This window comes from Anaeromyxobacter dehalogenans 2CP-1 (genome assembly GCF_000022145.1).
GTDB classification, from domain to species: domain Bacteria; phylum Myxococcota; class Myxococcia; order Myxococcales; family Anaeromyxobacteraceae; genus Anaeromyxobacter; species Anaeromyxobacter dehalogenans.
Window position 1 is genome coordinate 4,043,250 of sequence record NC_011891.1, and the last position, 26,726, is coordinate 4,069,975.

27 protein-coding genes and 3 pseudogenes are annotated in these 26,726 nt (G+C 73.8%); 10 read left to right on the forward strand and 20 right to left on the reverse strand.

Annotated features, from left to right (window positions below; all coding sequences use genetic code 11):
- Positions 1 to 6: 6 nt before the first annotated feature.
- The 3 genes from A2CP1_RS18250 to A2CP1_RS18260 all read right to left on the reverse strand — a co-directional run bounded on the left by A2CP1_RS18250 (position 7) and on the right by A2CP1_RS18260 (position 4,181).
- Positions 7 to 1,476, reverse strand: a complete 1,470-nt coding sequence (locus A2CP1_RS18250; protein WP_012527537.1) for a sigma-54-dependent transcriptional regulator — start codon at positions 1,474 to 1,476, stop codon at positions 7 to 9.
- A complete protein-coding gene (locus A2CP1_RS18255) occupies positions 1,473 to 3,044 on the reverse strand; it encodes an ATP-binding protein (protein WP_015934730.1) in 1,572 nt (523 codons plus the stop codon). The genes A2CP1_RS18250 and A2CP1_RS18255 overlap by 4 nt, the downstream gene beginning before the upstream one ends.
- 168 nt (positions 3,045 to 3,212) lie before the next feature.
- Positions 3,213 to 4,181 (reverse strand): diguanylate cyclase, encoded by a 969-nt coding sequence (locus tag A2CP1_RS18260; RefSeq protein ID WP_015934731.1) that lies wholly within the window; start codon positions 4,179 to 4,181, stop codon positions 3,213 to 3,215.
- 133 nt (positions 4,182 to 4,314) lie between these two features.
- Between A2CP1_RS18260 and A2CP1_RS18265 the strand changes: the two genes are divergently transcribed.
- On the forward strand, positions 4,315 to 5,076 hold the full coding sequence (locus A2CP1_RS18265; RefSeq protein ID WP_015934732.1) for an HAD family hydrolase: 762 nt from the start codon (positions 4,315 to 4,317) through the stop codon (positions 5,074 to 5,076).
- A gap of 9 nt (positions 5,077 to 5,085) precedes the next feature.
- On the opposite strand, the gene A2CP1_RS18270 is transcribed toward A2CP1_RS18265, so the two are convergent.
- Positions 5,086 to 6,426: a hypothetical protein gene (locus tag A2CP1_RS18270; RefSeq protein WP_015934733.1), complete on the reverse strand. Its 1,341-nt coding sequence runs from the start codon at positions 6,424 to 6,426 to the stop codon at positions 5,086 to 5,088.
- A 58-nt stretch (positions 6,427 to 6,484) separates the two neighbouring features.
- On the opposite strand from A2CP1_RS18270, the gene A2CP1_RS18275 reads away from it, so the two are divergent.
- From A2CP1_RS18275 to A2CP1_RS18290, 4 genes are all read left to right on the forward strand, one after another.
- Positions 6,485 to 7,042, forward strand: coding sequence for a cob(I)yrinic acid a,c-diamide adenosyltransferase (locus A2CP1_RS18275; RefSeq protein WP_015934734.1), 558 nt, complete (start codon positions 6,485 to 6,487; stop codon positions 7,040 to 7,042).
- Between the two features lie 4 nt (positions 7,043 to 7,046).
- Positions 7,047 to 7,748: an SDR family oxidoreductase gene (locus tag A2CP1_RS18280; protein ID WP_015934735.1), complete on the forward strand. Its 702-nt coding sequence runs from the start codon at positions 7,047 to 7,049 to the stop codon at positions 7,746 to 7,748.
- A gap of 119 nt (positions 7,749 to 7,867) precedes the next feature.
- Positions 7,868 to 8,251: an iron-sulfur cluster insertion protein ErpA gene (erpA, locus tag A2CP1_RS18285; protein WP_015934736.1), complete on the forward strand. Its 384-nt coding sequence runs from the start codon at positions 7,868 to 7,870 to the stop codon at positions 8,249 to 8,251.
- 85 nt (positions 8,252 to 8,336) lie between these two features.
- Positions 8,337 to 8,993: an MBL fold metallo-hydrolase gene (locus A2CP1_RS18290; RefSeq protein WP_015934737.1), complete on the forward strand. Its 657-nt coding sequence runs from the start codon at positions 8,337 to 8,339 to the stop codon at positions 8,991 to 8,993.
- 106 nt (positions 8,994 to 9,099) lie between these two features.
- On the opposite strand, the gene A2CP1_RS18295 is transcribed toward A2CP1_RS18290, so the two are convergent.
- Positions 9,100 to 9,924, reverse strand: coding sequence for an enoyl-ACP reductase FabI (locus tag A2CP1_RS18295; RefSeq protein ID WP_015934738.1), 825 nt, complete (start codon positions 9,922 to 9,924; stop codon positions 9,100 to 9,102).
- A complete protein-coding gene (locus A2CP1_RS18300; protein WP_012527547.1) occupies positions 9,921 to 10,256 on the reverse strand; it encodes a tetratricopeptide repeat protein in 336 nt (111 codons plus the stop codon). Before A2CP1_RS18300 ends, A2CP1_RS18295 begins: the two co-directional genes overlap by 4 nt.
- Before the next feature lie 62 nt (positions 10,257 to 10,318).
- Between A2CP1_RS18300 and mobA the strand changes: the two genes are divergently transcribed.
- Positions 10,319 to 10,921, forward strand: coding sequence for a molybdenum cofactor guanylyltransferase (gene mobA, locus A2CP1_RS18305; RefSeq protein ID WP_015934739.1), 603 nt, complete (start codon positions 10,319 to 10,321; stop codon positions 10,919 to 10,921).
- 9 nt (positions 10,922 to 10,930) lie between these two features.
- Here the strand turns inward: mobA and crcB are convergent, their stop codons facing one another.
- Together crcB and A2CP1_RS18315 are read right to left on the reverse strand one after the other, a co-directional pair.
- Complete coding sequence (crcB, locus tag A2CP1_RS18310) at positions 10,931 to 11,311, reverse strand: fluoride efflux transporter CrcB (protein ID WP_015934740.1); 381 nt, start codon at positions 11,309 to 11,311, stop codon at positions 10,931 to 10,933.
- Positions 11,312 to 11,354: 43 nt separating this feature from the next.
- Complete coding sequence (locus tag A2CP1_RS18315; protein WP_015934741.1) at positions 11,355 to 11,732, reverse strand: DUF1841 family protein; 378 nt, start codon at positions 11,730 to 11,732, stop codon at positions 11,355 to 11,357.
- Between the two features lie 90 nt (positions 11,733 to 11,822).
- On the opposite strand from A2CP1_RS18315, the gene A2CP1_RS18320 reads away from it, so the two are divergent.
- The gene (locus tag A2CP1_RS18320; protein ID WP_012527551.1) at positions 11,823 to 12,206 is read left to right on the forward strand and encodes a hypothetical protein; all 384 of its coding nucleotides are present in this window, start codon (positions 11,823 to 11,825) and stop codon (positions 12,204 to 12,206) included.
- 17 nt (positions 12,207 to 12,223) lie between these two features.
- On the opposite strand, the gene A2CP1_RS18325 is transcribed toward A2CP1_RS18320, so the two are convergent.
- From A2CP1_RS18325 to A2CP1_RS18340, 4 genes are all read right to left on the reverse strand, one after another.
- Positions 12,224 to 12,736, reverse strand: a complete 513-nt coding sequence (locus A2CP1_RS18325) for a hypothetical protein (protein ID WP_015934742.1) — start codon at positions 12,734 to 12,736, stop codon at positions 12,224 to 12,226.
- 404 nt (positions 12,737 to 13,140) lie between these two features.
- Positions 13,141 to 13,902 (reverse strand): class I SAM-dependent methyltransferase, encoded by a 762-nt coding sequence (locus A2CP1_RS18330; protein WP_015934743.1) that lies wholly within the window; start codon positions 13,900 to 13,902, stop codon positions 13,141 to 13,143.
- Positions 13,903 to 13,968: 66 nt separating this feature from the next.
- Positions 13,969 to 14,316, reverse strand: a complete 348-nt coding sequence (locus tag A2CP1_RS18335; RefSeq protein ID WP_015934744.1) for a TraR/DksA family transcriptional regulator — start codon at positions 14,314 to 14,316, stop codon at positions 13,969 to 13,971.
- A gap of 121 nt (positions 14,317 to 14,437) precedes the next feature.
- Positions 14,438 to 15,361, reverse strand: coding sequence for a pirin family protein (locus tag A2CP1_RS18340; protein WP_015934745.1), 924 nt, complete (start codon positions 15,359 to 15,361; stop codon positions 14,438 to 14,440).
- A 111-nt stretch (positions 15,362 to 15,472) separates the two neighbouring features.
- Here A2CP1_RS18340 and A2CP1_RS18345 point away from each other — a divergent pair, with 111 nt between their 5' ends.
- Complete coding sequence (locus A2CP1_RS18345) at positions 15,473 to 18,340, forward strand: DUF748 domain-containing protein (RefSeq protein WP_015934746.1); 2,868 nt, start codon at positions 15,473 to 15,475, stop codon at positions 18,338 to 18,340.
- A 65-nt stretch (positions 18,341 to 18,405) separates the two neighbouring features.
- Positions 18,406 to 19,689, forward strand: coding sequence for an IS1182-like element ISAde2 family transposase (locus A2CP1_RS18350; RefSeq protein WP_012633071.1), 1,284 nt, complete (start codon positions 18,406 to 18,408; stop codon positions 19,687 to 19,689).
- A gap of 173 nt (positions 19,690 to 19,862) precedes the next feature.
- Here the strand turns inward: A2CP1_RS18350 and A2CP1_RS18355 are convergent, their stop codons facing one another.
- The 7 genes and pseudogenes from A2CP1_RS18355 to A2CP1_RS24095 all read right to left on the reverse strand — a co-directional run.
- Positions 19,863 to 21,434, reverse strand: a complete 1,572-nt coding sequence (locus tag A2CP1_RS18355) for a DUF3943 domain-containing protein (RefSeq protein WP_015934747.1) — start codon at positions 21,432 to 21,434, stop codon at positions 19,863 to 19,865.
- 156 nt (positions 21,435 to 21,590) lie between these two features.
- Entirely contained in the window at positions 21,591 to 22,046 is a 456-nt protein-coding gene (locus tag A2CP1_RS18360) for a M67 family metallopeptidase (protein WP_015934748.1), read from the reverse strand.
- A 13-nt stretch (positions 22,047 to 22,059) separates the two neighbouring features.
- Entirely contained in the window at positions 22,060 to 23,232 is a 1,173-nt protein-coding gene (moeB, locus tag A2CP1_RS18365; protein WP_015934749.1) for a molybdopterin-synthase adenylyltransferase MoeB, read from the reverse strand.
- A 3-nt stretch (positions 23,233 to 23,235) separates the two neighbouring features.
- Positions 23,236 to 23,511: a MoaD/ThiS family protein gene (locus A2CP1_RS18370; RefSeq protein WP_015934750.1), complete on the reverse strand. Its 276-nt coding sequence runs from the start codon at positions 23,509 to 23,511 to the stop codon at positions 23,236 to 23,238.
- A 133-nt stretch (positions 23,512 to 23,644) separates the two neighbouring features.
- Entirely contained in the window at positions 23,645 to 24,010 is a 366-nt protein-coding gene (locus A2CP1_RS18375) for a metal-sensitive transcriptional regulator (RefSeq protein WP_015934751.1), read from the reverse strand.
- 10 nt (positions 24,011 to 24,020) lie between these two features.
- Positions 24,021 to 24,296, reverse strand: a pseudogene (locus tag A2CP1_RS18380) (heavy metal translocating P-type ATPase); the annotation flags it as partial.
- Positions 24,272 to 24,514, reverse strand: a pseudogene (locus A2CP1_RS24095) (Mu transposase domain-containing protein); the annotation flags it as partial. The pseudogenes A2CP1_RS24095 and A2CP1_RS18380, both read right to left, overlap by 25 nt.
- Positions 24,515 to 24,570: 56 nt before the next feature.
- Here A2CP1_RS24095 and A2CP1_RS23835 point away from each other — a divergent pair.
- Positions 24,571 to 24,951: pseudogene (locus A2CP1_RS23835) on the forward strand (transposase); the annotation flags it as partial.
- 375 nt (positions 24,952 to 25,326) lie between these two features.
- On the opposite strand, the gene A2CP1_RS18390 reads toward A2CP1_RS23835, so the two are convergent.
- Positions 25,327 to 25,539 carry a hypothetical protein gene (locus tag A2CP1_RS18390; RefSeq protein ID WP_150106362.1) on the reverse strand — a complete coding sequence of 71 codons (213 nt, stop codon included), beginning with the start codon at positions 25,537 to 25,539 and terminating at the stop codon, positions 25,327 to 25,329.
- Between the last annotated feature and the right edge of the window lie 1,187 nt (positions 25,540 to 26,726).

Consider the following 26,726-nt stretch of genomic DNA (forward strand, 5'->3'; position numbering starts at 1 on the left):
GCCGCGTCAGGCCAGCGCGCGCGAGGAGCCGTCCTCCTCGGTGTCGGGCTCGACGTCGGTGCGGTACTTGCGCAGCACGCGCTTGAAGTTGGAGCGGTCCATGCCGGCCTTGCGCGCGGCGGCGGAGATGTTGCCGTCGCAGGCGCGCATGAGCGCCTCGACGTAGCCCTTCTCGAACCGACGCAGCGCCTGCTCCTTGGCGGCGGCGTACGAGAGCGCCAGCCAGGCGGCCTCGTCGCCGGAGGCCGGCGCCTCGCGCACCAGCGGCGCGGTGCGGCCGGTCACCGCCGGCGGGAGATCGCCCGGCACCACCGAGTCGCCCCGGCACAGCACCACCGCGCGCTCGATCGCGTTCTCCAGCTCGCGCACGTTGCCCGGCCAGCGGTAGCCGCACATGAGCTCGAGCGCCTCGGGCGCGACCGTCCGGACCTTCTTGCCCAGCCGCTCGGCGTAGCGGCGCACGAAGTGGTGCGCGAGCAGCGGGATGTCCTCGACGCGCTCGCGCAGCGGCGGCAGCGGGATGTTGATGACGTTCAGCCGGTAGAACAGGTCCTCGCGGAACCGGCCGGCCTTCACCAGCTTGGGCAGGTCCCGGTGCGTGGCGGCGAGCACCCGCACGTCCACCCGCACCGGATCGGCCGAGCCGACCCGCTTGATCTCGCCCTCCTGCAGCACGCGCAGCAGGCGCACCTGGGTCGAGAGCGGGATGTCGCCGATCTCGTCCAGGAAGATGGTGCCGCCGTCGGCCGCGTCGAACAGGCCGCGCTGGTCGCGCTGCGCGCCGGTGAACGCGCCCTTGACGTGCCCGAACAGCTCGGACTCGAGCAGCGTCTCGGTGAGGGCGCCGCAGTTCAGGGCGACGAACGGGTGGCTGCGGCGCGGGCTGCGGGTGTGGAGCGCGCGCGCGACCAGCTCCTTGCCGGTGCCGCTCTCGCCGGTGATGAGCACGGTGGTGGCGCTGTACGCCACCGCCTCGACCATCCGCGTCACCTCGCGCATGGGCGCGGAGGTGCCCACCAGCCCTTCCGACGGCGTGCCCTCGCGCTCGCGCAGCGCGCTCTCGAGCTGGCGGTTGCGGTCGAACAGCATCTTGCGCTCGGCCGCCTTCGCCACCGCGCGCGCCACCACCTCCACGTCCTCGAACGGCTTGGTGAGGTAGTCGTAGGCGCCGGCGCGGACCGCGGCGAGCGCGGTCTCCACCGTGGCGTGGCCGGTCATCATGATGACCTCCACCTCCGGCCGGCGGTGCTTCACCGCGTTGAGCAGCTCGAGGCCGGAGAGCTGGGGCATCTTGATGTCGAACAGCGCGACGTCGAAGTCCTCCTGCGCGAGCCGCTGCGTGGCCGCGATGGAGGAGTCGAGGCCGATGACCTCGTGCCCCTTCCGCCGCAGCAGCGCCTCCATGGCGCGCAGCAGCGTCGGCTCGTCGTCCACCACCAGCACGCGGGCCGGCCGCGCCTCGGTTGCCTCGTTCATGGGACCGCTTCTCCTCGCTCGTGCCTCGGTTGCGCCGCCGGGAGCTCGAGCACGAAGCAGGCCCCACGGTGCGGGCCGGGCTGCTCGAGGCGGATGGTCCCGCCGTGCTCCTCGACGATCTGGTAGCAGATGGAAAGGCCCAGGCCGGTGCCCTGGCCCTCGGGCTTGGTGGTGAAGAACGGCTCGAAGATCCGCAGCGCGGCGTCCTCGGGGACGCCCGGCCCGGTGTCGGCCACCGACAGGCGCAGCCGCCCGGGCGCGGCGGGGCCCACCGCGACGGTGACCGTGCCGCGATCGCCCATGGCCTGCAGCGCGTTCACCAGCAGGTTCACCACCACCTGCTGGAGCTGGTTGCCGTTGCCGATCGCGACCGCCGGCTCGAACCGGCGCACCACCTCGAAGCGGCCGGCGCGGAGCTGCGGCGAGAGCAGGAACAGCGCGTCGTCCACGACCTGGCGCAGGTCCACCGGGCCGCGCTCCTCCTCGCGCGGGCGGCGCGAGAAGCGGAGCAGCGACTCCACGATGCGCTTGGCGCGGTTCGCGGCGTCCTGGATGAGCCGCAGGCTCTCCATGTCCTCGGGCGAGCGCTCCTCGCGGCTCATGAGCTGCGCGAACGCCAGGATCCCGCCGAGCGGGTTGTTGATCTCGTGCGCCACGCCGCCGGCGAGCTGCCCCACCGCGGACATCTTCTCCGCGTGGAACAGGCGCCGGCTCACCTCGCGCTCGTCGGTGACGTCCTTGAACGTGACCACCAGCCCGCCGTCGCCGAACGGGAACGAGCGAATCATCCAGGTGCGGTCGCCGAACGCGAGCTCGCGCTCGGCGGTGCCGCCGCGCGGCAGGTCGCAGCAGGCCGGGCACGGGAGCACGCCGAACGCGTGCTCGCGGCAGCGGAGGCCCGCGACCTGGGTGATGGCCACGCCGGCGGCGCGGGCGAAGGCGGCGTTGGCGCGCGCGATCTCGCACCCTCCGCCCCGGAAGATCGCGAGCGGGTCGCCGATGGCGTCGAAGCTGGCGCGCCACTCCTCGGCGGCCCGCACCAGCGCGACGGAGCGCGCCGCGAGCTGGCCGTCGAGATCGCGGTTCAGCCGCTCGAGCTGCGCGTTGCGCTCGGCGAGGAGCTGCTCGAGCCGCCGGTTCTCCTCGAGCATCCAGTGCTGGTCCACCGCGCTCTGGACGGTGATGCGCAGGTGCGCGTCGTCCCAGGGCTTCCAGATGAACCGGAAGATCTCCGACCGGTTCACCGCCTCCTCGATGACCGCCGAGTCGGCGTGGCCGGTGAGGAGGACGCGCTGCACGGTGGGCCAGCGCTCCTTCACGATCCGCAGCAGCTCCACCCCGGAGGTGCCCGGCATGCGGTGGTCGGAGACCACCACCTGCACCGGCTCCCGCTCCAGCAGCGCCAGCGCGCCGCTCGCGTCGCCGGCGTCGATCACCCGGCAGCGCGATCGGCGCAGCACGCGGGCGAGCGCGCGGCGCACGTGCTCGTCGTCGTCCACCACCAGGACGGTGGAGTCGGGGCGGGCTTCCAGGGCGCCGCTGCCGGCATGGAGCTCCGGAGGTACCATCGGATGCGCCCTCGAAGGTGCACAGAGGGGTCCAGCCGGTTCACGCGGAGAGCGCCCTGTTTCCGGGCGGTTGGGCGGCTCGTTCCCCGGGTCGTTCATCGCCCCCGGGTGATACCACACCCTCCGGGTTTCTGCGTACCGGACCCGCGGTACAGCGTCACCCGCCCTCTAACGGTCGCCCGCCTCGTACCGGTACGCCTGCGCCTGGTAGAGACAAATCGTGTTCCGTCCCGCCTTCTTGGCCTGGTACAGCGCCTCGTCCGCGTACCGGACCAGCGCCTCGGGCGAGCCGATGTCCTTCGAGGGGTAGAACGCGATGCCCATCGATGCGGTCACCTGGATGCTGGTCTCGGGTCCCGTCGACCCAGCCGGAACGGGGTAGCTCCGGGCGGACAGCTCCTTCCAGATCCGCTCCGCCACCGCGAGCGCGCCCGAGAGGTGCGTCTTGGGGAGGATCACCGCGAACTCCTCGCCCCCGTAGCGCGCGCAGATGTCGGGATCGCGGGTGGAGGCCCGGAGCTGCTCGGAGGCGCCGCGCAGCACGAGGTCGCCGAACGGATGACCGTAGCGGTCGTTCACGAGCTTGAAGTGGTCCAGGTCGATCATGATGAGCGACACGGGATCCGAGTAGCGGTGGGCGCGCCGGAACTCCTCCTGCAGCCGCTCGTCGAACGCGCGCCGGTTCTTGAGGCCGGTGAGGTCGTCGGTGAGCGTCTGCTCGCGGAGCCGCCGCTGCGTCTCGCGGAGCTGGTCCTGGAGCGTCTTGATGCGGAGCATCGCCGCGCAGCGCGCCAGGATCTCCGCCTCCGCGAACGGCTTCGCGAGGAAGTCGTCGGCGCCGATGCGCAGGCCCGCGACCTTCGAGTCCAGGTCCGACTTCACCGACAGGATGATCACCGGGATGAACTGGTCCTCGGGCCGCGCCTTCACGATGCGCAGCACCTCGAGCCCGTCCATGTCCGGCAGGATCATGTCGAGCAGCACCAGGTCGGGCGGCTCGCCGCGCACCTTGCGGATCGCGTCCTTGCCGTCCGCGGCGGTGCGGACGTCGTACCCCTCGCGCTCGAGCACCCGCACCAGCCAGTCGAGCTGGGTGCGGGAGTCGTCCACCACCAGGATCTGGGCGCGCTGGGGCATCCGAGCCCGGAAACATACCTGCTTCCGCGCACCTCCGCCACGCACCGGCCGCGCGGCACGGCGCGCCGTCCCCGGCCTGCCGCCCACATCGGGAGCGTTCCTCGAGCCCCGCCCAAGGGCATAGGTTCGCCCCATGCCGGGCCGGGCGCGCATCGAGGAGCAGGGGGCGATCCTGGCCGCGGTCCTGGCCCGCGCACGGGCCGGCGCGCCGGACGGCGTGGTGGTGTTCGACCTCGACTCGACCCTGCTCGACAACCGGCCGCGACAGGCGCGCATCCTGCGCGACTACGGACGCGCGGCGGGCGTGCCCGAACTGCTCGGCGCGCGCCCGGAGCACTGGACGAGCTGGGATCTCGCGGCCGCGCTCCACGCGGCGGGGCTCCCGCCGGACGAGGTGGCTCGCCACCTGCGGCCCGCGCGCGCGTTCTGGGCCGAGCGGTTCTTCACGAGCGCCTACTGCCGGCTCGACGTGCCGCTGCCGGGGGCGGGCGGGCTCGTGCGCGCGACCGCCGAGGCCGGCGCGATCGTCGCCTACGTCACCGGGCGCCCGGTGGCGATGGAGACGGGGACGGTGGAGGTGTTCCGGGCGGCCGGCTTCCCGCTGCCGGACGGCGCCCGCGCGCACCTGCTCATGAAGCCGGACGAGGCGCTGGGCGACGAGGCCTGGAAGGCGCTCGCCCGCGGCCGCGTGGAGCGCATCGGGCCGGTGGTGGCGGCGTTCGACAACGAGCCGGCCCACGTGAACGCCTACGCGCGCGCCTGGCCGGACGCGCTCTGCGTGCACCTCGACACCGACCACTCCGGCCGGCCGGTGGAGGTGCTCGCGCGCGTCCCCTCCATCCGCGACTTCCGCCTGGCGCCCGCGGCCGCCGAGGCACCCGCCGCCGGCGCCTAGGCGCCGCGCCTACCCCAGCGCCGCCATCACGTCCTCGGGGATCACCGGGGCGAGCCCGCCGCCGCCCAGGATGTTCACGATGGGCGACGCCGCGGCGCGCACCACCGAGCCGGACGGGCGCGACGGCCCGAGGCCGCAGTACGTGGACACGTCGCGGTACAGGTCGGACCGCGAGACGCCCTCGGGCGCGATGCGGGTGGCAGGCCGCCGCTCGGCGAACACGCGCTCCTGCGCCACCCACCCGCCGGCGCGGGGATCCGCGAGCGCCTCCTCCACCGCGCGGGCCCACGCCTCCGGCGGCGTCTCGGCGCCGAGGTGCACGCTCTTGCCGCCGTAGTCCCAGCTCCGCTTCAGCACGAACCGCTCGCGCGCGGCGACGAGCCGCGCCGCCACCTCGGGGGTGAGCCGGCGCGTCCAGGGCAGGCGCGCCGCGGCGGCCCGCTCCTCGGCGTCGAGCCCGGCGCGGTCGGCCAGCGCCACGTCCTCGGCGCACTCCGACAGGCGCGCGAACAGCGCCTTCGCCTCGAGCAGCCCGTTCACCGGGTTGAGGAGCACGTACCTGCCGGGCGCGCGCAGCGCCCGCGCGAACGGATCGGCCGGGTCCACCTTGTGCGCCCAGACGTGCCGGTACAGCACGTCCCACGCGTCGGGATCGCACTCCGCCGGCACCAGGTTCTCGGCGCGGTGGCCCATCTGCCGGAAGTGCGCCGCCAGCCGCCGCAGCTCGCCGATCTGGGCGTCTCCCGGCCGGGCCACCAGCGCGATCGACGGGCGGACCCGCCCGCCCCCGCGCGCCCGGTACGTGGCCACCAGCGCCTCGCGGAGCCGCTCCATGTGGCTGCCGCAGGCCGCCACCAGCGCCTCGGCCTCGCGCGGCGTCCGGCCGCGGGCGCGCGCGGCGGCCCGGATCCAGGCGAACGCGGCCAGGTCGGCGTAGGCGGACATGGCCGGGATGGTGGCGTTCAGCTCGAGGGCCCGCGGCGCGCCGCCGCCCTCCGGCACCAGGAAGTCCACCCGCGCCATCATCACCGCGAGCGGCGCCTCCTCGAACAGGCGCGCCATCGCCTCGGCCTCGAGGCCGGAGAACGGCTCCTCCAGCGCGGCCCGATCGCGGGCGTCGCCCGAGGCCACCAGCGCCCGCGCCAGCTTCACGCTGCCCGAGAGGATCCGCTCGGCCTCCCGCGCCAGGCCGTCGAGCGCCGCGCGCGAGCGCACCTCGGGCTCCGCCAGCAGCGGGATCGGCACCACCGTCCCGTCCGGCTTCCGCACGGTGAGGCCCTCGGCCCAGGCGCGCTCGGCGGCCTCGCGGCCGATGGCGGCGAGCGCCGCTCCCTCGAAGACGTCGGTCATGCGCCGGTCCTACCGCGGGCGTTGCGGCGCGTCCATCGCCTCTGATACGCACCCTCGGGTGAAGATCTACACGAAGACCGGGGACGCCGGAGAGACCGGCCTGTTCGGCGGGCCGCGGGTGCGCAAGAGCGACGCGCGGGTCGAGGCCTACGGCGAGGTGGACGAGCTGAACGCCTGCCTGGGCACGGTGCGCGCGGTGGTGGAGGACCCGGAGATCGACGCGCAGCTCGCGCGGATCCAGGACGAGCTGTTCTGCGTCGGCGCGGAGCTCGCCACCCCGCACGGCGAGAAGGCGCGCTCGGCCATCCCGGCGGTGGAGCCGCGCTGGGCGGAGCGGCTCGAGGCGGCCATCGACGCGTGGGAGGCGGAGCTGCCGCCGCTGCGCCAGTTCGTGCTCCCCGGCGGGACCCGGACCGCCGCGCAGCTCCACCTGGCGCGCTGCGTGTGCCGCCGCGCCGAGCGCCGCGTGGTCGCGCTCGCCGCCGAGGCGGAGGTCTCGCCGGTCGCGCTCGCCTACCTGAACCGGCTCTCCGACCTCCTGTTCGTGGCGGCGCGCGTCGCGAACCACCGCGCGCGCAAGCCGGAGACCGCCTGGGACCCGCACCGCGAGAGGTGACACCGTGGCCGACCGCATCGCGCTGGTGACCGGGGCCGGGGTCCGCGTGGGCGAGGCGATCGCCCGCGCGCTGGCGAAGGACGGCTGGACCGTCGCCGCGCACTACCGCACGCACCGCCCGCGCGGCTTCGCCTCCGCGCTGCAGGCCGACCTCGCCGCCGCCGACGGGCCGGCGCAGCTCGCGGCCGCGTTCCGCGCCCGGCACCGCCGCCTCGACCTGCTGGTGAACAGCGCCTCGGTGTTCGACGCGCTCCCGCTGGCCGGCACCGACGCCGCGGCGTTCGACTCGCAGATGGACCTGAACGCGCGGGCGCCGCTCCTGCTCGTCCGGGCGCTCGCGCCGCTGCTGGCGCGGGCCCGCGGCTCCGTCGTGAACGTCATCGACGTGGGCGGCGGGCTGGTGCCGTGGAAGGGCTATGCGGCCTACGCGGCGTCGAAGGCGGCGCTGGCGCGGCTGACCGAGTGCCTGGCGCTCGAGCTGGCGCCCCGGGTGCGCGTGAACGGCGTGGCCCCCGGCACCGTGCTCTGGCCCGAGCGCTACCCCGCGGCGCAGCGGCGCGGGCTCACCGCGCGCATCCCGCTCCGGCGGCCGGGCACGCCGGAAGACGTGGCGGCCGCCGTGCGTTACCTCGCCGACGCGCCGTTCGTCACCGGCGCCGTGCTGCCGGTGGACGGAGGGCGCCACCTGTCCGGACGCGCCGGCTGAACGATCGAAAAAGTGGTGTGGGTGCGCGGTCGAACCCGCGTTGAAGCGCCCCACCCTCCCTGTTAGACTCCTTGCGCCACGTCAACGAGGGTGCGCCCCTCGATGGAGAACTCGAAGAAATGGAAGCCACCACCATCGCCGCCCCGGCCGTATCCTCCCCCGATCTGGGCATCCCGAACTTCGTCAGCCTGACCTCGAAGGCGATCGAGATGGTGAAGGACGCCATCGCGCGCGAGGGCCTCGCGGGCTACGGCATCCGCGTCGGCGTGATGGGCGGCGGCTGCGCCGGGTTCCAGTACTCGATGGACTTCGAGAAGGACCCGCGCGACGGCGACCTCTCGCTCGAGCAGGACGGCATCAAGCTCTACGTCGATCCGATGAGCTCGATGTACCTCCAGGGCGTGACCATCGACTACGTCGTGGGCCTGCAGGGCGCCGGGTTCAAGTTCAACAACCCGAACGCCCGCACCACCTGCGGCTGCGGCTCGTCCTTCTCGTACTAGGCATTCGCCTCGCCGGCCCGCGTGGCCGGGCGGTGCGCGCGGGCCGGAGGGGAGACCCTTCGGCCCTTCGCGTCTGGAGGAAGCGATGCTCGTGGTCCGCCACGCGGTGGTCGGCCCGTTCGCGGCCAACTGCTGGCTCGCCGCCTGCGGGCGCACCGGCGAGGCCGTGCTGGTCGATCCCGGCGCCGAGGTGCACCGCGCGCTCGCGCTCGCCGATCCGTCCGGCTGGCGCATCACCCGGATCTTCTGCACCCACGGCCACATCGATCACGTGGGCGGCGGCGCCGAGGCCCGCGCCGCCACCGGCGCGCCGCTGCAGATCCACGCGGCCGACGACGCCTGGCTGGCGGCGCTGCCCCGCCAGGCCGAGATGTTCGGCTTCGATCCCGTGGAGGCGCCCGAGGTGGATCACCACCACGTGGACGGCGAGGCGTTCCGGGTGGGCGACTGCGAGGCGCAGGTGATCCACACGCCGGGGCACAGCGCCGGCTCGTGCAGCCTGTGGTTCCCCGGCGAGCAGATCCTGTTCACCGGCGACACGCTCTTCGCCGGCTCGGTCGGCCGCACCGACCTCCCCGGCGGCGACTTCGACGCGCTGGAGCGCTCGATCAAGGAGCGGCTGTTCCCGCTCGGCGACGCGGTGCGCTTCCACCCGGGCCACGGGCCGGCCGGCACGCTGGGCGAGGAGCGCCGCGCCAACCCGTTCGTCGGCGAGTCGCCGCGGCGCGGCCGGTTCATCTAGCGTCCCTCGACGCCGCTCCCTCGACTCCGCGCGGCCTCGCGGCCGCGCTACGCTCGGGATGAGCGAGCGGAGTCGAAGGGTCGGGATGAGCGGACCGAGTCGAGGGCTACGACATGCTCACCACGCCCATGATGTTCTGGCCGGCGTCCACGTGGAGGATCTCGCCGGTCACGTTGCGGGCGAGGTCAGAGCACAGGTAGAGGGCGGCGCGGGCGCAGTCGTCCTGCTCGATGTTCCGGCGCAGCGGCGTCTTGTCGGCGTTCTCGCCGAGCATGGAGCGCATGCCCTTGATGCCGGCGGCGGCGAGCGTCTTGAGCGGGCCGGCGCTGATGGCGTTCACCCGGATGCCCTCCTGCCCGAGGTCCTCGGCCAGGTAGCGCGTCGAGCACTCCAGCGCGGCCTTCGCGACGCCCATCACGTTGTAGTTCCGGACCACCTTCTCGGCGCCGTAGTACGTGAGGCACACGATGGAGGCGCCCGGCTTCATCATCGGCTTGAACGCCCGGGCGAGGCCGATGAGCGAGTAGGCGGAGACGTCCAGCGCGATGCGCCAGGTCTCGCGGGTGGTGACGTCGGCGAAGCGGCCGTCGAGCGCCTCGCGCGGCGCGTAGCCGATCGAGTGCACCAGCACGTCCACCTGCGGCCAGATCTTGCCGATCTCGGCCGCGGTGCGGGCGATGTCCTCGTCCTTCGCGACGTCGCAGTCGAGGATGGCCTTCGCGCCGGCCTGCTCGGCGAGCGGGCGCACCCGCTTGCCCATCGCCTCGCCGGGATAGGTGAACGCCAGCTCGGCGCCCTCGGCGCGGAACGCCTCCGCGATGGCCCACGCGATGGACCGCTCGTTCGCGACGCCGGTGATCAGCGCGCGCTTGCCCTTCATGATCCCGCCGAGCGGGAGGTGGGCAACCGCGGTCTCGTTCTGCTCGCTCATCCTTGAGCTCCTCTGGCGCGGACCGCGTCGAGCGCCTGGGTCAGCTCGCTCACCGCGTGTCCGTCCTGCTTGCGGGTCGCCACGGCGACCCCGTCCTGGTAGGCCTGCGCCGCCTCGCCGTCACGCCCCAGCGTCTCGAGCACCTGCCCGAGCATCAGGTAGGTCGGCACGTAGTCCGGAACGCGGCGGCCGAGCTCGCGGAACTCCTGCGCCGCCTCCTCGCCGTGGCCCGCGGATCGCAGGGCCATGGCGAGGGAGTAGCGTGCGAAGGGGTCGTCCGGGCTCTTCTCGACGAACTTGCGAAACGTCTCGAGCCGCTGGTCCGGGGTCATGAGCCGGCCGTTTTAACCCGGATCACCCCATCGGTTCCAGCGCTCCGCGCTACACTCGACGCATGGCGTCGATCCGCATCGCCGGCTGCACCGGGGCGCTCGTGGCGGGCGGGAAGGCCACGCGGATGGGCGGCCTCCCCAAAGGGCTGCTCCAGGTGGACGGCGAGCCCATCGCCGCCCGCGCGCTGCGCCTGTTCCGCGCCCTGTTCGACGACGCGCTCGTGGTCGCGAACGATCCGGTGCCGTACGCCGCGCTCGGCGCGCGCGTGATCCCCGACGCCCTCCCGGGCAAGGGCGCGCCGTCCGGCGTGCACGCCGCGCTCGCCGCCGCGTCCACGCCGTGGATCTTCACCGCCGCGTGCGACATGCCCTTCCTCGCCGAGGCGCCCATCGGGTTCCTGGCCGGGCTGCGGGCCGGCGCGCCGGCGGTGGTGGTGCGCTGGGGCGGGCGGTTGCAGCCGCTGCACGCGCTCTGGTCGCGCGCCTGCCTGCCGGTGCTCGAGGCGGAGCTGCGCGCCGGGGATCCCTCGCTGCAGGGCCTCGCGCGGCGCGTGGGCGCGCGGGTGGTGGAGGAGGCGGAGTGGCGCGCGGTGGATCCGCTCGGCCGGGCGTTCGAGAACGCGAACACGCCCGAGGACGCCGCGCGGCTCGGGCTCTCGCGCTGAGCGAGCCGCTCACCCCGCCAGCCAGCGCACCAGCAGCGTGGCGGCGAACGCGGCCGCGAGGCAGCCCAGGACCGTGGCGAGCAGGTAGGCGGCGGCGGCCGCCAGCCGGCCCTGCTCCACGAGCGCGAGCGTCTCGTAGTTGAAGGACGAGTAGGTGGTGAAGCCGCCCATGACCCCGGCCGCCAGGAACAGCCGCAGGTCGGGCGGGACCGCCTCGCTCTGCAGCGAGGCGGTCATGATCCCGGCGAGCAGGAACGAGCCGGACACGTTCACGAGCAGGGTGCCGCGTGGGAAGTCCGGGCCGAACGCCCGCAGCGCCCACGCGGACGTCAGGTAGCGCGCGCCGCTCCCGAGCGCGCCGCCGAGGCAGACGAGGAGGAGGCGGGCCACGCGTCCGTTTACCGCGGCGGTGCGCTCACGGCAACCGCGCGCCTCACTCCTTGCCGGCCGCGCGCCAGCCCTCGACCGTGAGCCCGTCGAGCTCGCGGGCGTAGGTGGTGGCGTCGAACGTGCGCCCCTCCAGCGCGGCGCTGGCGGCGTTCGCGACGAGCAGGCCGACGGCGTGCACGGCCTCGTGCCGGGGCAGCCCGCCCGCCACGAGCCGCTCCAGCGCGCGGCGCGCCTCCGGCGGCTCGCCGCTCGCGAGCTGCGCCTCGACCACCAGGTGCAGGGCCGCGTGCAGGCGCGGCTTCGGCATGCGCGCGTGCGAGGCCAGGCCGGCGTGGTGCGCCTCGACGGCACGGAGGCGCTCGTCCTCGTCCGCGGCGAGCCAGGCGCTCGGGTCGGGGGCGTGATCGGCGTCGTAGTCCACGGTTCCTCCGCGGGCGGGATCCTGCTCGGGAGCGCCCGCCGGGGCAAGGCCCGCACGGCGCGCGGGCGCGCTCCGCGATACCATGCCGCCATGCCCGGACGCACGCTCGCCGCCGCCGCCCTCGCCGCCGCCCTCGCGCTCGGCTGCCGCACGCCCGAGCAGAAGCTCCTCGACACCCGCCGCGAGCTCCGCACCACGCTCGACGACCTCTACGCCGACTACCGCGAGGCGGCGGCGCCGGAGGGCGGCGAGGACGGCGGGGTGATCGGCCGGCTGTTCGGCGAGGTGGACCGGAGCTGGTTCGAGCAGCAGTGCCTGGCGCTCGGGCGCGGCGAGCGTCCGGTGGGGATGTCGGGGCGGCTGGAGACGTTCCTGCGCGAGCGGGGCAACGCGCGCGCCTGCCGGAAGGCGGCCGACCTGCAGCTGGAGATCGACGGGCTCGAGCGCGAGACCGGCGGGCGCGAGGCGAGGTAGCCCCGAGGCGGGGCGGCTCAGCCGCCGGGCAGGTGCCGCCAGACGCTCGGGTACAGCTCGCAGGGCGCGCTGCCGTCCGGGTAGCCGATGCGGCCGGCCAGCTCCTGCGCCACGCGGTCGAAGTCCATCCAGCGCGGATCGCGGTGGTCGCGGTCGCCGATCACCGCGTGGCCGATCTCGTGCACGAGCACCGTCGCCTCCACGCAGCGGAACGTGCCGATCGACGGATCGCGCGTGGTGAGGCGGATGTCGCCGTCGAAGCAGCCGAGCGCGGTCCCCATGCCGCCGCAGGTCACGAACTGCTCGTCCTGGAACGTGATGGTCCGGTGCGCGAGCGCCTTCCAGTCGCCGCCCCAGTACGCGAGCGCGGCGGACATGGTGGACTCGAGGCGGCGCGCGAAGTCGGGGTGGTGCGCGAACGGCGCGGTGGTGTCGACCACGACCGCGGTCTGGTGCACGACGAGGTCCGGCCCCCGCCCACAGGACGTGGACACCGTCAGCAGGAGCAGGGCTGGAATCGCGACGCGCACCGCACGCACCCCGTGAACCGTGGAGTGAAGCGTAGGCGTCGGTGCGTGCAGCGGGTAGCCACTGCTACCGTGACACACGACCTCCGGACGCGATCCGGGTGCGGCACCACGGGACACCGCGGCGAGGTGACACGGATCGGCGGCATCACCGGGGCGATGCGCCACGATCCCGCGGTGCGTCACGGCCTCCGCCGCGCCGATCCGCCGGCGCTTCGCGGCTCATAGCGCCTCCCGTTCGCGTGGGGCCCGTCGCGAGGCACACGATGGCGTCGCCGAGCCGGGCACACGAGGACCGAGCAGCGCAGGCGTGCCCCTAGGCACGTCGAGCAGCGCAGGGACGAGTCTGCCCGGCGCAGGCAGCCAGCGTGCGCCGCAGCAGGGCTCCACGTGAATGGGCGGCGCTGTCAGACCCGGGCGCGCACCGCGATGGCCCGGGCCGGCAGCGTGAACGCGCCGGAGGGGCGCCCCAGCCGCTCCCAGCAGCCGTCGCGGAGCAGCGCCTGCTGGCCCGGCGGCTGGGCGGCCAGGTAGGCGCCCATGGGTCCGATGCCGGCGCCCAGCGAGCGCCACAGGTCCTCGTCGAAGTCCTCGTACCGCGCCTCGACCTCCAGCGTCCCGGCGCGGATCTCGCGGAAGCCGGCGCGGGCGAACAGCGCCTGCAGCTCCGGGAGCCGCCGGAACGGGATCCGCGCGTCGTCCGGCGCGGCGGGATCGAGCGCGATGGCCGCGTCCCAGAACGCGGTCGCGAGCGCGAGCCCGCTCGCCTCGAACGTGCACGCCGCCACCACGCCGCCCGGGCGCACCACGCGGCCGAGCTCCGCCGCCATCCCGTCCGGCTCCTTCACGAACGAGAGCACGAGCTGCGAGAGCGCCGCCGCGAACGCGCGGTCCTCGAACGGCAGGGCCTCGCCGGAGGCGCGCCGCACGTCGGCGCCGGGCACGCGCGCACGGCACGCCTCCACGAACGGCTCCGAGGGATCGACCGCCGCCACCTGCGCGCTCCCGAGCCGCTCCGCGAGCGCCGCGGCGAGGTTGCCCGGGCCGCAGCCCACGTCGAGCGCGGGCCCCTCCGCCACGCCGGCGAAGTCGATGAAGCGCGGCGCGAGCGGCCGCGAGTAGCGGCCCATGAAGCGGTCGTAGGCCGCGGCGGGGACGGCGAAGGTCATGCGCCGAGGGAGCGCACGGGGCGGTGCGCCGTCAACCGGCCTCCCCTGGCGAGTCGCCTCGCCGCCTCACTCCTCGTCTTCGGCCGCGACGCGGGTCCAGGGCACCGCCGCGAGGCGCGGGTACGCGATGGGCTCGCCGGTGCGCTCGCTCACGCCGTACGTGCCCGCGTCCAGCTTCGCGAGCGCGCGCTCGATGTCGGCGAGCAGCGCGCGCTCGCGCTCCGCCACACCCAGGTGGTGGGCGGCCTCGGTCGAGCGCTGAGCGACCTCCTCCGGCTCGGTGCGCTCGCCCTCTGCCGGCACGTCCTCGACCGGCGTCGCGAGCAGGCGCTGCACGCGCCTGCGCTCCGCCTCGAGCTTCCCGCGGAGCGTCTCGAGCTGCGCCGGGGTGAGCCCCGCTGCGCTGCGCACCATGACCGTCCTCCTCTCCGGCTCCCCTCGCGCGGGGGAACGTGATCAGCATAGTCTTCCGCGCCGCGTCCGCCGCGTCCCCCGCAGGCCTGCGCCATCGCGCACCTCCGCCCGCAGCGCGCGGTCAGCGGATCCGCACCCCTGGCGGCCGCTCCGGCAGCGGGATGGGGTCCCGCTCACCGGGGATGGACGCGAACCGCCCGGCCCGCCAGTCGGCCGCTGCCTGCTCGATCCGGTCCCTGGAGCTTGAGACGAAGTTCCACCAGACGTGGCGCTCGCCGTCGATGGGCTCGCCGCCGAGCAGCAGCACGCGCGACGTCGACGGCGCGCGCAGCACCACCGGCGCCCCGCGGCGCAGCACCAGGAGCTGCCCGGCCGGGAAGCGAGCCCCGTCCGCCTCGATCTCGCCGCTCGCCACCAGGATCGTCCGCTCCTCCTGGTCCGCCGGCACCTCGAGGCGCGCACCCGCGGCGAGCGCGGCGTCCACGTAGAGCGTCTCGGAGAGGACCCTCACCGGCGAGCGCGCGCCGGCGAACGCGCCGGCGATCACCCGCAGGCGCACCCCGCCCTCCTCCAGCGTCGGGAGCGCCTCGGCGGCGACGTGCGCGAACGACGGCTCGTCCTCCTCGTGGGCGCGCGGCAGCGCCACCCAGCTCTGGATCCCGGACAGCCGGCCGCCGGCCGCCCTCGCGGCGGGCGGCGTCCGCTCGGAGTGCGCGATCCCGCGCCCGGCGGTCATCCAGTTCACCGCGCCGGGCGCGATCACCTGCACCGAGCCGAGGCTGTCGCGGTGCAGCAGCTCGCCCTCGAAGAGATACGTGACGGTGGCGAGCCCGACGTGCGGATGCGGGGCGACGTCGAGCCCGTCTCCGCCGCGGAACAGGACCGGCCCCATCTCGTCGAGGAACACGAACGGCCCCACCATCCGCCGCTGCATGGCGGGCAGCACGCGCCCGACCCTCACCCCGGCGAGCTCGCGCGTGCGCGGGACCAGCACCGTCTCGATCGCCGGCCCGGCCCGGTCCGCCCTCGCCGCATCCTCCGCCATGGCAGTCACCTCGGCGCCGGGGCGCGTGCACCGGGCCGCCGCTCCGATGGTGCGGGGTCTCCCGGATCCCCGGCTTGCGCGCCGCGCCCTCCGGAGGTTTAAGGGGCGACCATGTCCGACACCACCCCGAAGGCGCCGCGCCGCCGCCGCTGGCTCCGCGCCGCCGCCCTCCTCGGCGGGCTCCTGTGCGCGTACACCGCGCTCGGCTTCCTGGCGGCGCCGTCGCTCGTCCGCCGGGTCGCGGTGAAGCAGGCGTCGGCCGCGCTGCACCGGCCGGTCGAGATCGACCGCGTGCGGATCAACCCGCTCGCGCTCTCGGTCACGGTGGAGGGACTCCGGGTGAAGCACGGCGACGGCGCGCCGTTCGCGGCCTGGGACTCGCTCTACGTCCGGCTCGCGCCGCTCCGCCTGCTCGCCGGGGACGTCGGGTTCGCCGAGATCCGCCTGGTGCGCCCGGCCCTGCACGTGGGCCTCGACGCGCGGGGCGCGCTCACGTTCGAGGACCTGCTGGCGGGCGATCCCGCGGCGGCGAAGGCGGGCGCCCCCGCGGCCCCGGCGAAGCAGGGCGGGCTGGGGCTCTCCATCCGGCGGCTCGCGGTGGAGGAGGCGCGGGTGGTGTTCCGCGACGCCACCCGCAAGCCGGCGTTCGAGACCACCCTCGGCCCGCTCACCGTGCGCCTGGACTCCTTCCGGACGCGCGGCGGCGGCGACAGCCCGTACTCGTTCACCGGCACCACCGAGTCGGGCGAGACGTTCCGGTGGACCGGCACGGTCCGGAGCGCGCCGCTCCGCTCCTCGGGCACGCTCGCGTTCGAGCGGATCCAGCTCCCCAAGTACGCGCCCTACATCCACGACCAGGCGCCGGTGGACCTAGCCGAGGGCGTGCTCGACCTCGAGACCGCCTACGAGCTGGCGTGGGGCGCCGACGCCCGCGTGCTGCGCACGTCCGGCGGCAAGCTGACCGTGGAGCGCCTCGCGCTGGCGCCGCGCGGCCAGGCCGACGCGCCGGTGCGGCTGCCGCGGGTGGAGGTCGCCGGGATCCAGGTGGACGCGCTCGCGAAGCAGGCCTCCGTCGCGACGGTGGCGGTGCGCGGCGGCGCGGTGCGGGCGCGCCTGGAGCAGGACGGCACGCTCGAGCTGGCGCGGATGGCGCCACCGCCCTCCCCGGCCTCTCCGGAGCCCTGGCGCTGGTCGGTGGGCGCGCTGGAGGTCTCGGGCCTGGCGGTGGACGTCGAGGATCGCTCCACCGCGCGGCCCGTCCGGCTCCCGCTCACCGAGGTGGCGGTGAAGCTGGAGGGGATCCGCCCCGGCCCGGAGACGGCCTGCCCGCTCGCCGCGTCGCTCGCCTGGAACGGGCGTGGCCGGCTCGCGGTGAAGGGCGAGGTCCGCCCGTTCGGCGATCGCGGCACGCTCGCGCTCGAGGCGGAGGCGCTCGACCTCGTGCCGCTCGCGCCGTACCTCGACACGTCGCTGGTGGCGCAGCTCACCGCCGGGCGCGCCGGCGCGAAGGCCACGATCGGCTACGACCTCGCCGGCCAGGCGCCGCGCTGGACGTTCGCCGGGGACGTCCGGCTCGACGCGCTCGCGGTGGCGGAGGCCGGCAACGAGGACCTGCTCCGCTGGCGGGCGCTGGAGGTGACCGGCATCGACGCCGCCTCGACCCCGCCGCGCGCCGCGGTGCGCCGGGTGCGCCTCCTCGAGCCGCGGGTGAAGGCGTACGTCTGGGAGGACGGGGCCACCAGCGTGGCGCGCGCGCTCCGCCCGGCGTCGGCTCCGGCGGCGCCCGCGCCCGCCGGACCGGCCTGGCGCACCTCGATCGGCAGCGTGGAGGTCGCCGGGGGGCGGCTCGCCCTGGTGGACCGCTCGGTGACGCCCGCGGCGGTGGTGAACCTGACCGGCGGCCAGGCGACGGTGACGCGGCTGTCCTCGGACCCGACGGTGCGCTCCAGCGTGGACGTGCGCCTGCAGGTGGAGGGCGCCTCGCCGGTGCGCGTCACCGGCACGCTCAACCCGCTGCAGAAGGAGGCGTACACGGAGCTCGTGGTCGCCTCGGAGGGCGTGGACCTGTCGCCGCTCGGCCCGTACGCCGGCAAGTTCCTGGGCTACGGCCTGCAGAAGGGGAAGCTCGACCTCGATCTCAAGTACACGGTGGTGAACCGCGCGCTCACCTCCACCAACGTGGTCCGGGTCAACCAGCTCACGCTGGGTGACAAGACCGAGAGCCCGGACGCGACCAAGGTCCCGGTGCGGCTGGCGCTGGCGCTCCTGCAGGACCGAGAGGGCGTGATCCTGCTCGACGTGCCGGTGGAGGGGAACCTCGACGACCCCGAGTTCCGCCTGGGCAAGGTGATCTGGCGCACCATCCTGAACGTGCTCGTGAAGGTCGCCACCTCGCCGTTCACCGCGCTCGCGTCGCTGGTGGGCGGCGACCAGGCCGACCTGTCGCTGGTGGAGTTCACCCCGGGCACCGCCGAGCCGCTGCCGGCCGCGAAGGAGCGCATCGCGCTGCTGGCGAGGTCGCTCGGGCAGCGGCCCACGCTCGGCCTCGAGCTGGAGGGCTCCGCCGACGCGGCCCAGGACGGCGCCGCGCTGCGCCGCGCCGCGCTGGAGCGCGCGCTCCGCCGGGCCAGGGCCGAGACGCTCCGCACCGCGCCGGCGAGCCTGGACGAGGTGACGCTCGGCGCGGAGGAGCGCGTGCGGCTGGTGAAGGCGGCCTACCACGCGGCGTTCCCCGCCGCGCCGCCCGCGCAGAAGGGCGAGGCCGCGCCGGCGCCCACGCCGCAGGAGATGGAGGAGCGGCTCGCGGCGGCGGCCCAGGTGCCGGAGGACGCGTACCGGGCGCTCGCGGCCGAGCGGGCGCAGCGCGCGCGGGAGGCGCTCATCGCGGCCGGCCTGGACCAGGCGCGGCTCTTCCTCGCGCAGGGCGGCGAGCGCGCCCGCAAGGAGGGCGGCGCGCGCGTCTACTTCAGCGTGCGCTGAGAGAGCGTGAAGGAATCGGCCGGTGCCCCATGGACTGGGGCCGCCGGCCGTGATCTTCTCGGGGCGTGAGCGAACACGACGCGCCGCGGGTGGTGAGGCCGGTCCGAAATCAACTCTCGCTGCAGCCGACGGACCTCGAAGCGCTGGTCCCGGACGAGCACCCGGTTCGCGCCATCTGGACGTTGGTCGAGCGGCTGGACCTGTCGGCGTTCTACGACGAGATCGCGTCGCGCGGCAGCAATGCTGGGCGGCCAGCAACGGACCCGGCGGTGCTGCTCGCGCTGTGGCTGTTCGCCAACTCGGAGGGCGTGGGGAGCGCGCGGTTGCTCGAGCGGCTGTGCGAGCGGGACGCGCCCTACCGCTGGATCTGCGGCGGGGTGCCGGTGAACCACCATACGCTCGCCGACTTTCGCGTGGAGCACGGGAAGAAGCTCGACCGGCTCATGACGCAGGTGCTGGCCGCGCTCATGAAGGAAGGCGTGGTGCAGCTCCGGCGCGTGGCGCAGGACGGGATGAAGGTCCGGGCGAGCGCCGGCGCGGCGAGCTTCCGGCGTCGTCAGTCACTGGAGCGCTGCCGCAAAGAAGCCGAGGAACAGGTCCGAAAGCTCAGGCGCGAGATCGAGAGCGATCCGTCAGCTTCGACGAAGCGTGTTCAGGCTGCGAAGGAGCGGGCCGCGCAAGCTCGGCTCGATGCCGTCGAGGCCGCACTTGCGGAGGTCGAAGTCGTCGAGAAGCAGCGCGTCGAGCGAGACGAGAAGAAGCCCTCGGACGCGAGGCGTCGCGGCGAGATCCGCGTCAGCACCACGGACGCGGAGAGCCGCGTGATGAAGATGGCGGACGGTGGGTTCCGGCCCGCCTACAACGTGCAGTTCGCGACGGACGAGAGCGGTGTCATCGTGGGCACCGACGTCACGAACAACGGTACCGACCAGCCGCACGTCGTGCCGATGCTCGACGAGATCCGGCGCCGAACGGGCGAGACGCCACGCGAGTACCTGGTCGACGGTGGCTTCGTGACGCTCGACAACATCGAGGCCATCGCAGAGCGGGGCGCGACTCCGTATGCGCCGCTGCCGAAGCCGAAGAGCAAAGCCGTCGATCCGCACGCTCCGAAGCGCAACGACACACCTGCGATCGGGGCCTGGCGCGTGCGGATGGGGACAGAGGACGCCAAGCGCGTCTACGTGCAGCGCGGCGTCCTCGCCGAGAGGACGAACGCAGATCTCCGTGTGCACCGGCGACTCGACCGGCTGAACGTCCGAGGGCTGGTAAAGGTGAAGACGATCGTGCTGCTCGCCGCGATCAGCTTCAACATCATGCGTCTCGTCGCGAGCAGACTCTCGGCCTAATCGCCTCCGGACGGGACTCCCGGCGCCGGACCGAGCTCCGCCGGCTGAACGAGCCCTCCGACGCCCCTGCGTCCCCGAAGGTGGGCGCGTCTCGACCCCGGGCGCCTGCCCGCGCCGCTTCCCTCAGCGCGGACGGATTACTTCACGGTCCCTGAGCCCGCGCCGGGGGACCGCTACAGCTCGACGGCCCAGTCCGCGGCGCGCGGGGCGACGCCGCCCTGGATCACCCAGGAGACCTGGAACGCCCAGCCGGCCTCGCGCACCGGGCCGCTCGCGTCGGCGCTGGCGTGGCGGAGGTGGCGGCTCACGTCCACCGCCACCGCGTGGGCGCCGAGGACGCGCACCGACCCGCGCGCGCCCAGCTCGGCGATGCGCTCGTCGCCGGCCACCTCGCCCTCGCCGAAGATCAGGTACTGGCGCGCGACCGCGCCCAGGCGGGCGCGCGTGCCGGCCACGAGGTCGAGGCCCGCCAGCGCCTGCGCGCCGGGACCGATCCGGTAGTCGCGGCCCTTGCCGTCGTCGCCGCGGTCCACCGTGCCGGCCGCGCCGAGGATCACGGCCGCGCCGACGAGGTCGCCCTCCAGCGCGAGGCCGCCGCCCAGGTCGGCGCGCGCGCTCGCGCCGGCGCCGAGCGCGCTGGTGGAGACGTGGAAGCGCTGCGGCGTGTCGAAGTCGAACAGCAGGAACAGCCCGTACAGCCCGCGCGCCGGGGCCGCCTCGAAGGAGCGGCCCGCGAGCAGGCCGCGCGCCCGCACCGTGGCGTCCGGGTCGCGCGCGAAGCCGTAGCGCGCCTCCAGCACGAAGTGGTCGAACGGCTGCTCCAGCTCCAGGTCGGGATCGCCCGGCAGGCCCCAGGCGAAGTCGAGCCCCACCCCGCCGCCCCAGGTGCCGCGGTCGCCGGTCGCGTCACCGGTCGCGCCGCCCATGGCGAGCGCCCAGCGCGAGGAGGTGGCGCGCTCCGGGCGCGTGGGCCCGAGCAGGCGCCGGTTCACCGCGCCCATGGGCGAGAGCACCGACGCGGCCACGCCGTTCCAGGTCCCGCCCTCCGCGCGCAGCGCGTCGGAGAAGCGCCCCAGGATCTCGCCCAGCACCATGCCGGCCACCGTGGTGGTGACCTGGTCGTTGCGCGAGGGCCGCTCGGTCTCGCCGGCGATCTCCCACAGGCCGCTGGCCGCGAACGCGTAGGCGGACGAGACCCAGAAGCCCTGGCCGGCCGAGCGCGCCGCCGAGAAGGCCCAGGTCCCCTGGTACGGGTGGCCGAACTGGTTCACCCAGAACTGGTCGTCGTCGAGCACCCACCGGCTGCGCAGGTTGCGGCCGATCGAGTCGCCGGAGATGTCGGCCCACGGGGCGGCGCCCACCCAGCGGTTCCAGCCCATCATCGCCAGGTTGACCGAGAGCGACTCGACCGCGGGTACCGTCCAGCGCGAGGCCGAGCCGCGGCGCGGGAGCGGGTCGTGCCAGGAGTCCTCGGGCAGCGTGCCCACGCCGGGCCCGTCCTCCCGCGGCGGGATGCGCAGGTCGGGAAGGCCGGCCGCGAGCCCTTCGCGCGCGGGCGCCACCCCGGCCGCCGCGACGCCGCGGGCGCTCCGGGAGGCGGGCGCGGGCGGCTTCAATCCCGTCCGGCCCTGCACCGCCAGCGGCGTGGCCGCGGACGCCTCGGCGGCCGGGGTGGCGTGGGGGGCGGCCAGGCAGGCGATCGCGGCGATCGCGGCGAGGGCGGCGTGGGGGCGACGATTCTGCACGCCCGCGGCCTGTGCAAGCGGGCTGCCGCGCGGAAAGCCGCGTGATCTCGGAGGGGTCGAACCGGGCTGTCGGAATTCCACCAGCGCGAGTGAGCGCCGGTGTCGCCGCGCCGGCGGGCGCGCTTGCGCGCCATCAAGCGCGCGGCGGGGCTCCGCTCAGGCGAGCGCGGACTCGACGAAGTCGCCGCCCTGGAAGCGGAAGCGCCTCGCCTCGGTGACCTTCCCGGCCCGGACGCCGAACACCAGGTACTCCGCGCCGGGCACCACCGGCACGCCGTCGGCGAGCGCGTCGGCGCGGTCCTTCGCGGAGAAGGTCGCGCCCACGTCGACGTGCGAGTGCCACACCGCCAGCACCTCGCCGCCCTCGGCGTCGAGCGCCTGGAGGAGCCGGAGGTGCGCGTGCGGGTCCATGAGGTAGCTGTCGCGGCTCGACCGCGGGAAGCCGAGCGGATCGACGGCGTGGTAGCGGTCGGCCGCGTTGGGGATGGGCTCGACCTCCAGCACGCCGCGGCGCCGCACCACGAACCCGCACACCTCGCGCCCCGGGTCCGCCTCGCACAGCGCCGCGATGCGCGCGAGCAGCGCCGCGCCGTATTCGATCGGGACGCTCACCGGGCGGTCCGGCCTAGTAGCGCGGGACGGAGGGATCGATCTCCTCCGACCAGCGGAGGATCCCGCCCTCGAGGTTCCACACGCGCCGGAAGCCGGCCTCCTGGAGCTGGCGGACCGCCCTCGCGCTGCGCGCGCCGCTCTTGCAGTAGAGGACGAGGTCGCGCGCGCTGTCGAAGGTGCGGAGCGCCTCGGCGAAGGTGGAGAGCGGCGCCAGGCGCGCGCCCTCGATGCGGCCGATCTCCCACTCGTGCGGCTCGCGCACGTCGATCAGGTCGAAGTCCTCCCCGCGCCGGCGGCGCGCGTCCAGCTCGCCGGCGGTGATGCTCGGGACGCCGTCCGCCGCCTGCTCCGTCTCGTCGCCGCGGATCCCGCAGAACTGCTGGTAGTCGATGAGCGCCTGGATCTCGCGCGTGCCGCAGGCCGGGCAGCGCGGATCCTTCCGGAGCTTCACGGTGCGGAACTGCATCCCGAGCGCGTCCACCAGCAGCAGGCGGCCCACCAGCGGCTCCCCCACCCCGGTGATGAGCTTCACCGCCTCGGTCGCCTGCACCAGGCCCACCAGGCCCGGCAGGATCCCGAGCACGCCGCCCTCGGCGCAGGAGGGCACCATCCCCGGCGGCGGCGGCTCGGGGTACAGGCAGCGGTAGCAGGGACCGTCGGCGGTGCAGAACACGGTGGACTGCCCCTCGAAGCGAAAGATCGACCCGTAGACGTTGGGCTTGCCGAGCAGCACGCAGGCGTCGTTCACCAGGTACCGGGTGGCGAAGTTGTCGGTCCCGTCCACCACCAGGTCGTAGCCGGAGAGGATCTCGAGCGCGTTCTCGGACGTGAGCCAGGCGTCGTGCGCGATCACCTTCACGTGCGGGTTCACGTCGCGGATGCGCTCGCGCGCCGACTCGAGCTTCTTGCGGCCGACGTCCTTCGTGCCGTGGAGCACCTGCCGCTGGAGGTTGGTGACGTCCACCACGTCGGCCTCGACGATGCCGAGCGTGCCCACGCCGGCGGCGGCCAGGTACAGCGCGTTGGGCGAGCCGAGCCCGCCCGCGCCCACCAGGAGCACGCGCGCGGCCTTCAGGCGCCGCTGCCCCTCCACCCCGACCTCCGGGATGATGAGGTGGCGGCTGTAGCGGAGGATCTCCTCGTTCGAGAGCTCGGGGAGCTCGGAGGCGGGGCGGCCGATGGACATGGGCTACCCTCCCGCGATCGCGGGGACGACCACGATCTCGGCGCCGTCCGGCACCGGCGTGGCGAAGCCCTGCTGGAACCGGATGTCCTCCTCGTCGAGGTAGAACATCACGTACGGATACGGCTCGCCCCGCGCGTCGCGCAGCCGGGTGCCGAGCGCGGGGAAGCGGCCGGCCACCTCGGCGACGACCTCGCCCACGGTGGCGCCGCGCACCTCGTGGACGGTGGTGCCGCCGGCGGCCGCTGCCAGGACCGTGGGCAGCCTCAGGGTTGCGGACATTCGCTCGTTCCTCTCACGTCGTCGCCGGGGCCGCGGGCGCGCACCCGGCGCGGACCGTACACCAACGCCCCCGATCTTGCCGACCCCGGGGGCCCCGGGCACGAAGATCCGCGGCCCGGGCAGGCAGGCGGCGTCAGCGGACCTGCCGGTACATGAGATCCAGCAGCTCGTCGTACATCGCGTCGGCCTCGGGCCCACCGGCCTGGATGGCGTTCGTGGCGCAGTGCTTCAGGTGGTTGCGCATCAGCTCGCGCCCCACCGCCCGCAGCGCCTCGTGCACCGAGGCGATCTGGGTGAGGACGTCGGCGCAGTAGCGCCCCTCCTCCACCATCCGCTGCAGCCCGCGCACCTGGCCCTCGATGCGGCGCAGGCGCTTCAGGTTCGCCTCCTTGCCGGCCGCGTCCACCGCCACCGCCCGCCCGCCCGGCCCGACGTGCTCGCCGGTGGCGCACGCGCAGGCGGCGAGCGCCGCGGTCCCCTTGCTCTCCTTCGTCGCCATCGCGTGCTCCTCAGGCCCCGCGGAACCGCCGCAGGCGCAGGCTGTTCGTCACCACGCTCACGCTGCTGAACGCCATCGCCGCGCTCGCCAGCACCGGCGAGAGCATCAGCCCGAACGCCGGGAACAGCACGCCCGCGGCCACCGGGATCCCGACCACGTTGTACGCGAACGCCCAGAACAGGTTCTGGCGCATGGTCCGCATGGTGCGCCGCGAGAGCGCGACCGCGTCGGCCACCGCGCGCAGGTCCGCCCGCATCAGCGTCACGTCGGCGGCCTCCAGCGCAGGTGGGCGCGCGGCCTGTGCGCCTTGCGCGTGGTGTACTTCCCCTTCGCGTAGCTGCGGGCGTAGCTTTCGAGCCGCGTGCCCCGGTGGAAGATCTCGACGGTCGTTTCGGTGAACCGCAGGTCGAGCCGCTCGCCGGTGTACGAGAGGTGGGCGCTGTAGAAGTGGTCGTCGTGCGCGACGTGGCAGAAGAGCTCGACCTTCGGCTGGCCCCCCGCTTGGGCGTACTCGAAGGGCCCGCACCGGCAGCGGCTTCAGCGCCGCGCGTTCGATCTCCACAGCGTTCGTCGCGGAGGCGTACCTGCTCGGCGTCTCGACGCGGAAGGTCGAGGACCTTGCAGACATTCGGCGTCGAGCAGCTGTCGAAGAGCCAAGTGTCGCAGCTTTCGAAGGAGCTCGACGGCGTCGTGGAGAGCTTCCGGCACCGCCCGTTGTCCGGGCCGTACAAGTACGTCTGACTCGATGCCCTCCAGATGAAGTGCCGCGAGGAGGGGCGTACTGTGAACGTCGCGTGTCTCCTCGGCGTCGGCGTGAACAGCGACGGCCGCCGCGAAATCCTCAGTCTCGACATCGTGACCGCCGAGGACGGCGCCGGCTGGCGTTCCTGCGCGGGCTGCGAGCGCGTGGGCTGAAGGGCGTCGAAATGACCATCGACGACCGCAAGGAGGAGACCGACGAACCCAAGGCGCTCGCCCCACCGAAGAAGAACGCCGCGTAGCCAGTCAAACCAGATGACGCGACGTACACCCCTTGACGGGCCGTGGCCGCGCCTGCGACCAAGTGGCGCACCGTCAGTGATTGATACTGTGCGTGCAGTTCCGTATCCTCGCCTCGTCTTCTGCATCGGCGCGAAACATATCGCCACGGCGAAGCCCCTGCGGAAACTGCCGCGAGTCTCGAGCAAGGTCCTGGAGGACGCATGCCGCACCGCCATCACCGGTAGGTCGTTCGGGTCGTCTTAACCATCATGACCGGCTTGCTCGCCACCGTCAGCGAGAGCGCGGCGGATGACAGTTTTTCGAACGCGGCTGACTCAGCGCTTCGAGCCGGCCCTAGTCGACCCACGACCGTCCCGCCAGACTTCCTGGTAACTCCCTTCGGCTATTTTCACCCCGACTGCGTAATCGAGATAGCCGATGATGAAGAAGCCGCCGATGATGAGATCCGACGAAGGGACGGCTCCGCGCGGCGCGTCCTCGACGCATGTAAACATCCAGCCTACGATCAATTTGGAAACGAGCGTCACGCAAACAGCCAAGGACCCAATGACTCCGGCCGTTCGCTCCTATTCCCGCCTACCATAGAGTGGGCTTGGGTGGAGTACGCATACAGCACCACCGCCGGGCCTGTCGGCTGGCTCTCCGCCACCTGGACCGTCCCAGACGCTCCTCCAGTTTCCGGTTCGCAGGTCGTGTATCTCTTCCCGGGGGCCCAGGCCACCACCTCAATGGATTTCATACTTCAGCCGGTCCTTGGCTGGAACGCTGCGAGCGATCACCGCTAGGACGATTGCCAGTTGGAATTGTTGCCGGAACGGTAACAGCCTGCATAGCGCGCTGCTGCCGGTAACCCCTGGGACTGCACTCGCCGGATACGTGTGGGGCAGCAACTGCAATATGCAGACCGGGGTATGCACGAGCGCACAGGTGCAAACCACCATCGCCAACGGAGCGAGCACGACCCTGAACACCTCCTCCTACGGATATGCCATGGACTGGCTCGTTGCGGGCGCGCTGGAGGTGTACCACCTGGACGACTGTCGCAAGTTCCCGGCAGGCCGAGGCGTGACCTTTGGGAACCTCAGCTTCAATGCCGTCGGGGGCGGTACCGTCGTCCCTGTTTGGACAACCGCGGTGGCGTCCGCGCTTGCGCCCGAATGCAATTATTCCGTGACAAACAACCCGGCGAGTTCCAGCGTCACGCTAAACTGGTGCACCCCGGCCTCACCAACCTGCAACGGGATCACCTGCGGAGCCATGCCAGACGGCTGCGGCGGATCTTTCTGGTGTGGATGTTCAGGCACCGGCTCCAAGTGCTTTGATAAGGAAGGCTGGTGGTACTCAGGAATGGAGTGCGTAGACCATCGGTGCGTTCCGATCTCATGTGAATGACTCTGCCACGCGTCATGTCCATTCTCTGTCTTCGATGACGCGAGCGCAGCGGACATCCAATTTCGCATGAGCCGCGTCGTCCGCGGGGGTTCCATGCCTCGAGCATCGATGATTGCCGGATGTGTAATTGTATCGTTGGCTTGCGGCAGTTCGGGTGACTCGCTCCATCATCGCTGTCTTGCGATCACGGCAGCGTATGAGGCCGCGTTGCCGGCCGCGCTCGCGTGCGATCCGTCGGGACCAGACCCGTGCACCGTCGGGCGACCCTCCGTGATGGCGCTTCAGGACGCCGACGGCGTCGTTCACCCCGAGGCATTGTGCC

Excerpts from the sequence above, each read along its gene's own strand:
- A2CP1_RS18250 (WP_012527537.1), bottom strand. The coding sequence starts at position 1,476 with ATGAACGAGGCAACCGAGGCGCGGCCGGCCCGCGTGCTGGTGGTGGAC.
- A2CP1_RS18255 (WP_015934730.1), bottom strand. The coding sequence starts at position 3,044 with ATGGTACCTCCGGAGCTCCATGCCGGCAGCGGCGCCCTGGAAGCCCGC.
- A2CP1_RS18260 (WP_015934731.1), bottom strand. The coding sequence starts at position 4,181 with ATGCCCCAGCGCGCCCAGATCCTGGTGGTGGACGACTCCCGCACCCAG.
- A2CP1_RS18265 (WP_015934732.1), top strand. The coding sequence starts at position 4,315 with ATGCCGGGCCGGGCGCGCATCGAGGAGCAGGGGGCGATCCTGGCCGCG.
- A2CP1_RS18270 (WP_015934733.1), bottom strand. The coding sequence starts at position 6,426 with ATGACCGACGTCTTCGAGGGAGCGGCGCTCGCCGCCATCGGCCGCGAG.
- erpA (WP_015934736.1), top strand. The coding sequence starts at position 7,868 with ATGGAAGCCACCACCATCGCCGCCCCGGCCGTATCCTCCCCCGATCTG.
- A2CP1_RS18290 (WP_015934737.1), top strand. The coding sequence starts at position 8,337 with ATGCTCGTGGTCCGCCACGCGGTGGTCGGCCCGTTCGCGGCCAACTGC.
- A2CP1_RS18295 (WP_015934738.1), bottom strand. The coding sequence starts at position 9,924 with ATGAGCGAGCAGAACGAGACCGCGGTTGCCCACCTCCCGCTCGGCGGG.
- A2CP1_RS18300 (WP_012527547.1), bottom strand. The coding sequence starts at position 10,256 with ATGACCCCGGACCAGCGGCTCGAGACGTTTCGCAAGTTCGTCGAGAAG.
- mobA (WP_015934739.1), top strand. The coding sequence starts at position 10,319 with ATGGCGTCGATCCGCATCGCCGGCTGCACCGGGGCGCTCGTGGCGGGC.
- A2CP1_RS18320 (WP_012527551.1), top strand. The coding sequence starts at position 11,823 with ATGCCCGGACGCACGCTCGCCGCCGCCGCCCTCGCCGCCGCCCTCGCG.
- A2CP1_RS18330 (WP_015934743.1), bottom strand. The coding sequence starts at position 13,902 with ATGACCTTCGCCGTCCCCGCCGCGGCCTACGACCGCTTCATGGGCCGC.
- A2CP1_RS18335 (WP_015934744.1), bottom strand. The coding sequence starts at position 14,316 with ATGGTGCGCAGCGCAGCGGGGCTCACCCCGGCGCAGCTCGAGACGCTC.
- A2CP1_RS18340 (WP_015934745.1), bottom strand. The coding sequence starts at position 15,361 with ATGGCGGAGGATGCGGCGAGGGCGGACCGGGCCGGGCCGGCGATCGAG.
- A2CP1_RS18345 (WP_015934746.1), top strand. The coding sequence starts at position 15,473 with ATGTCCGACACCACCCCGAAGGCGCCGCGCCGCCGCCGCTGGCTCCGC.
- moeB (WP_015934749.1), bottom strand. The coding sequence starts at position 23,232 with ATGTCCATCGGCCGCCCCGCCTCCGAGCTCCCCGAGCTCTCGAACGAG.
- A2CP1_RS18370 (WP_015934750.1), bottom strand. The coding sequence starts at position 23,511 with ATGTCCGCAACCCTGAGGCTGCCCACGGTCCTGGCAGCGGCCGCCGGC.
- A2CP1_RS18375 (WP_015934751.1), bottom strand. The coding sequence starts at position 24,010 with ATGGCGACGAAGGAGAGCAAGGGGACCGCGGCGCTCGCCGCCTGCGCG.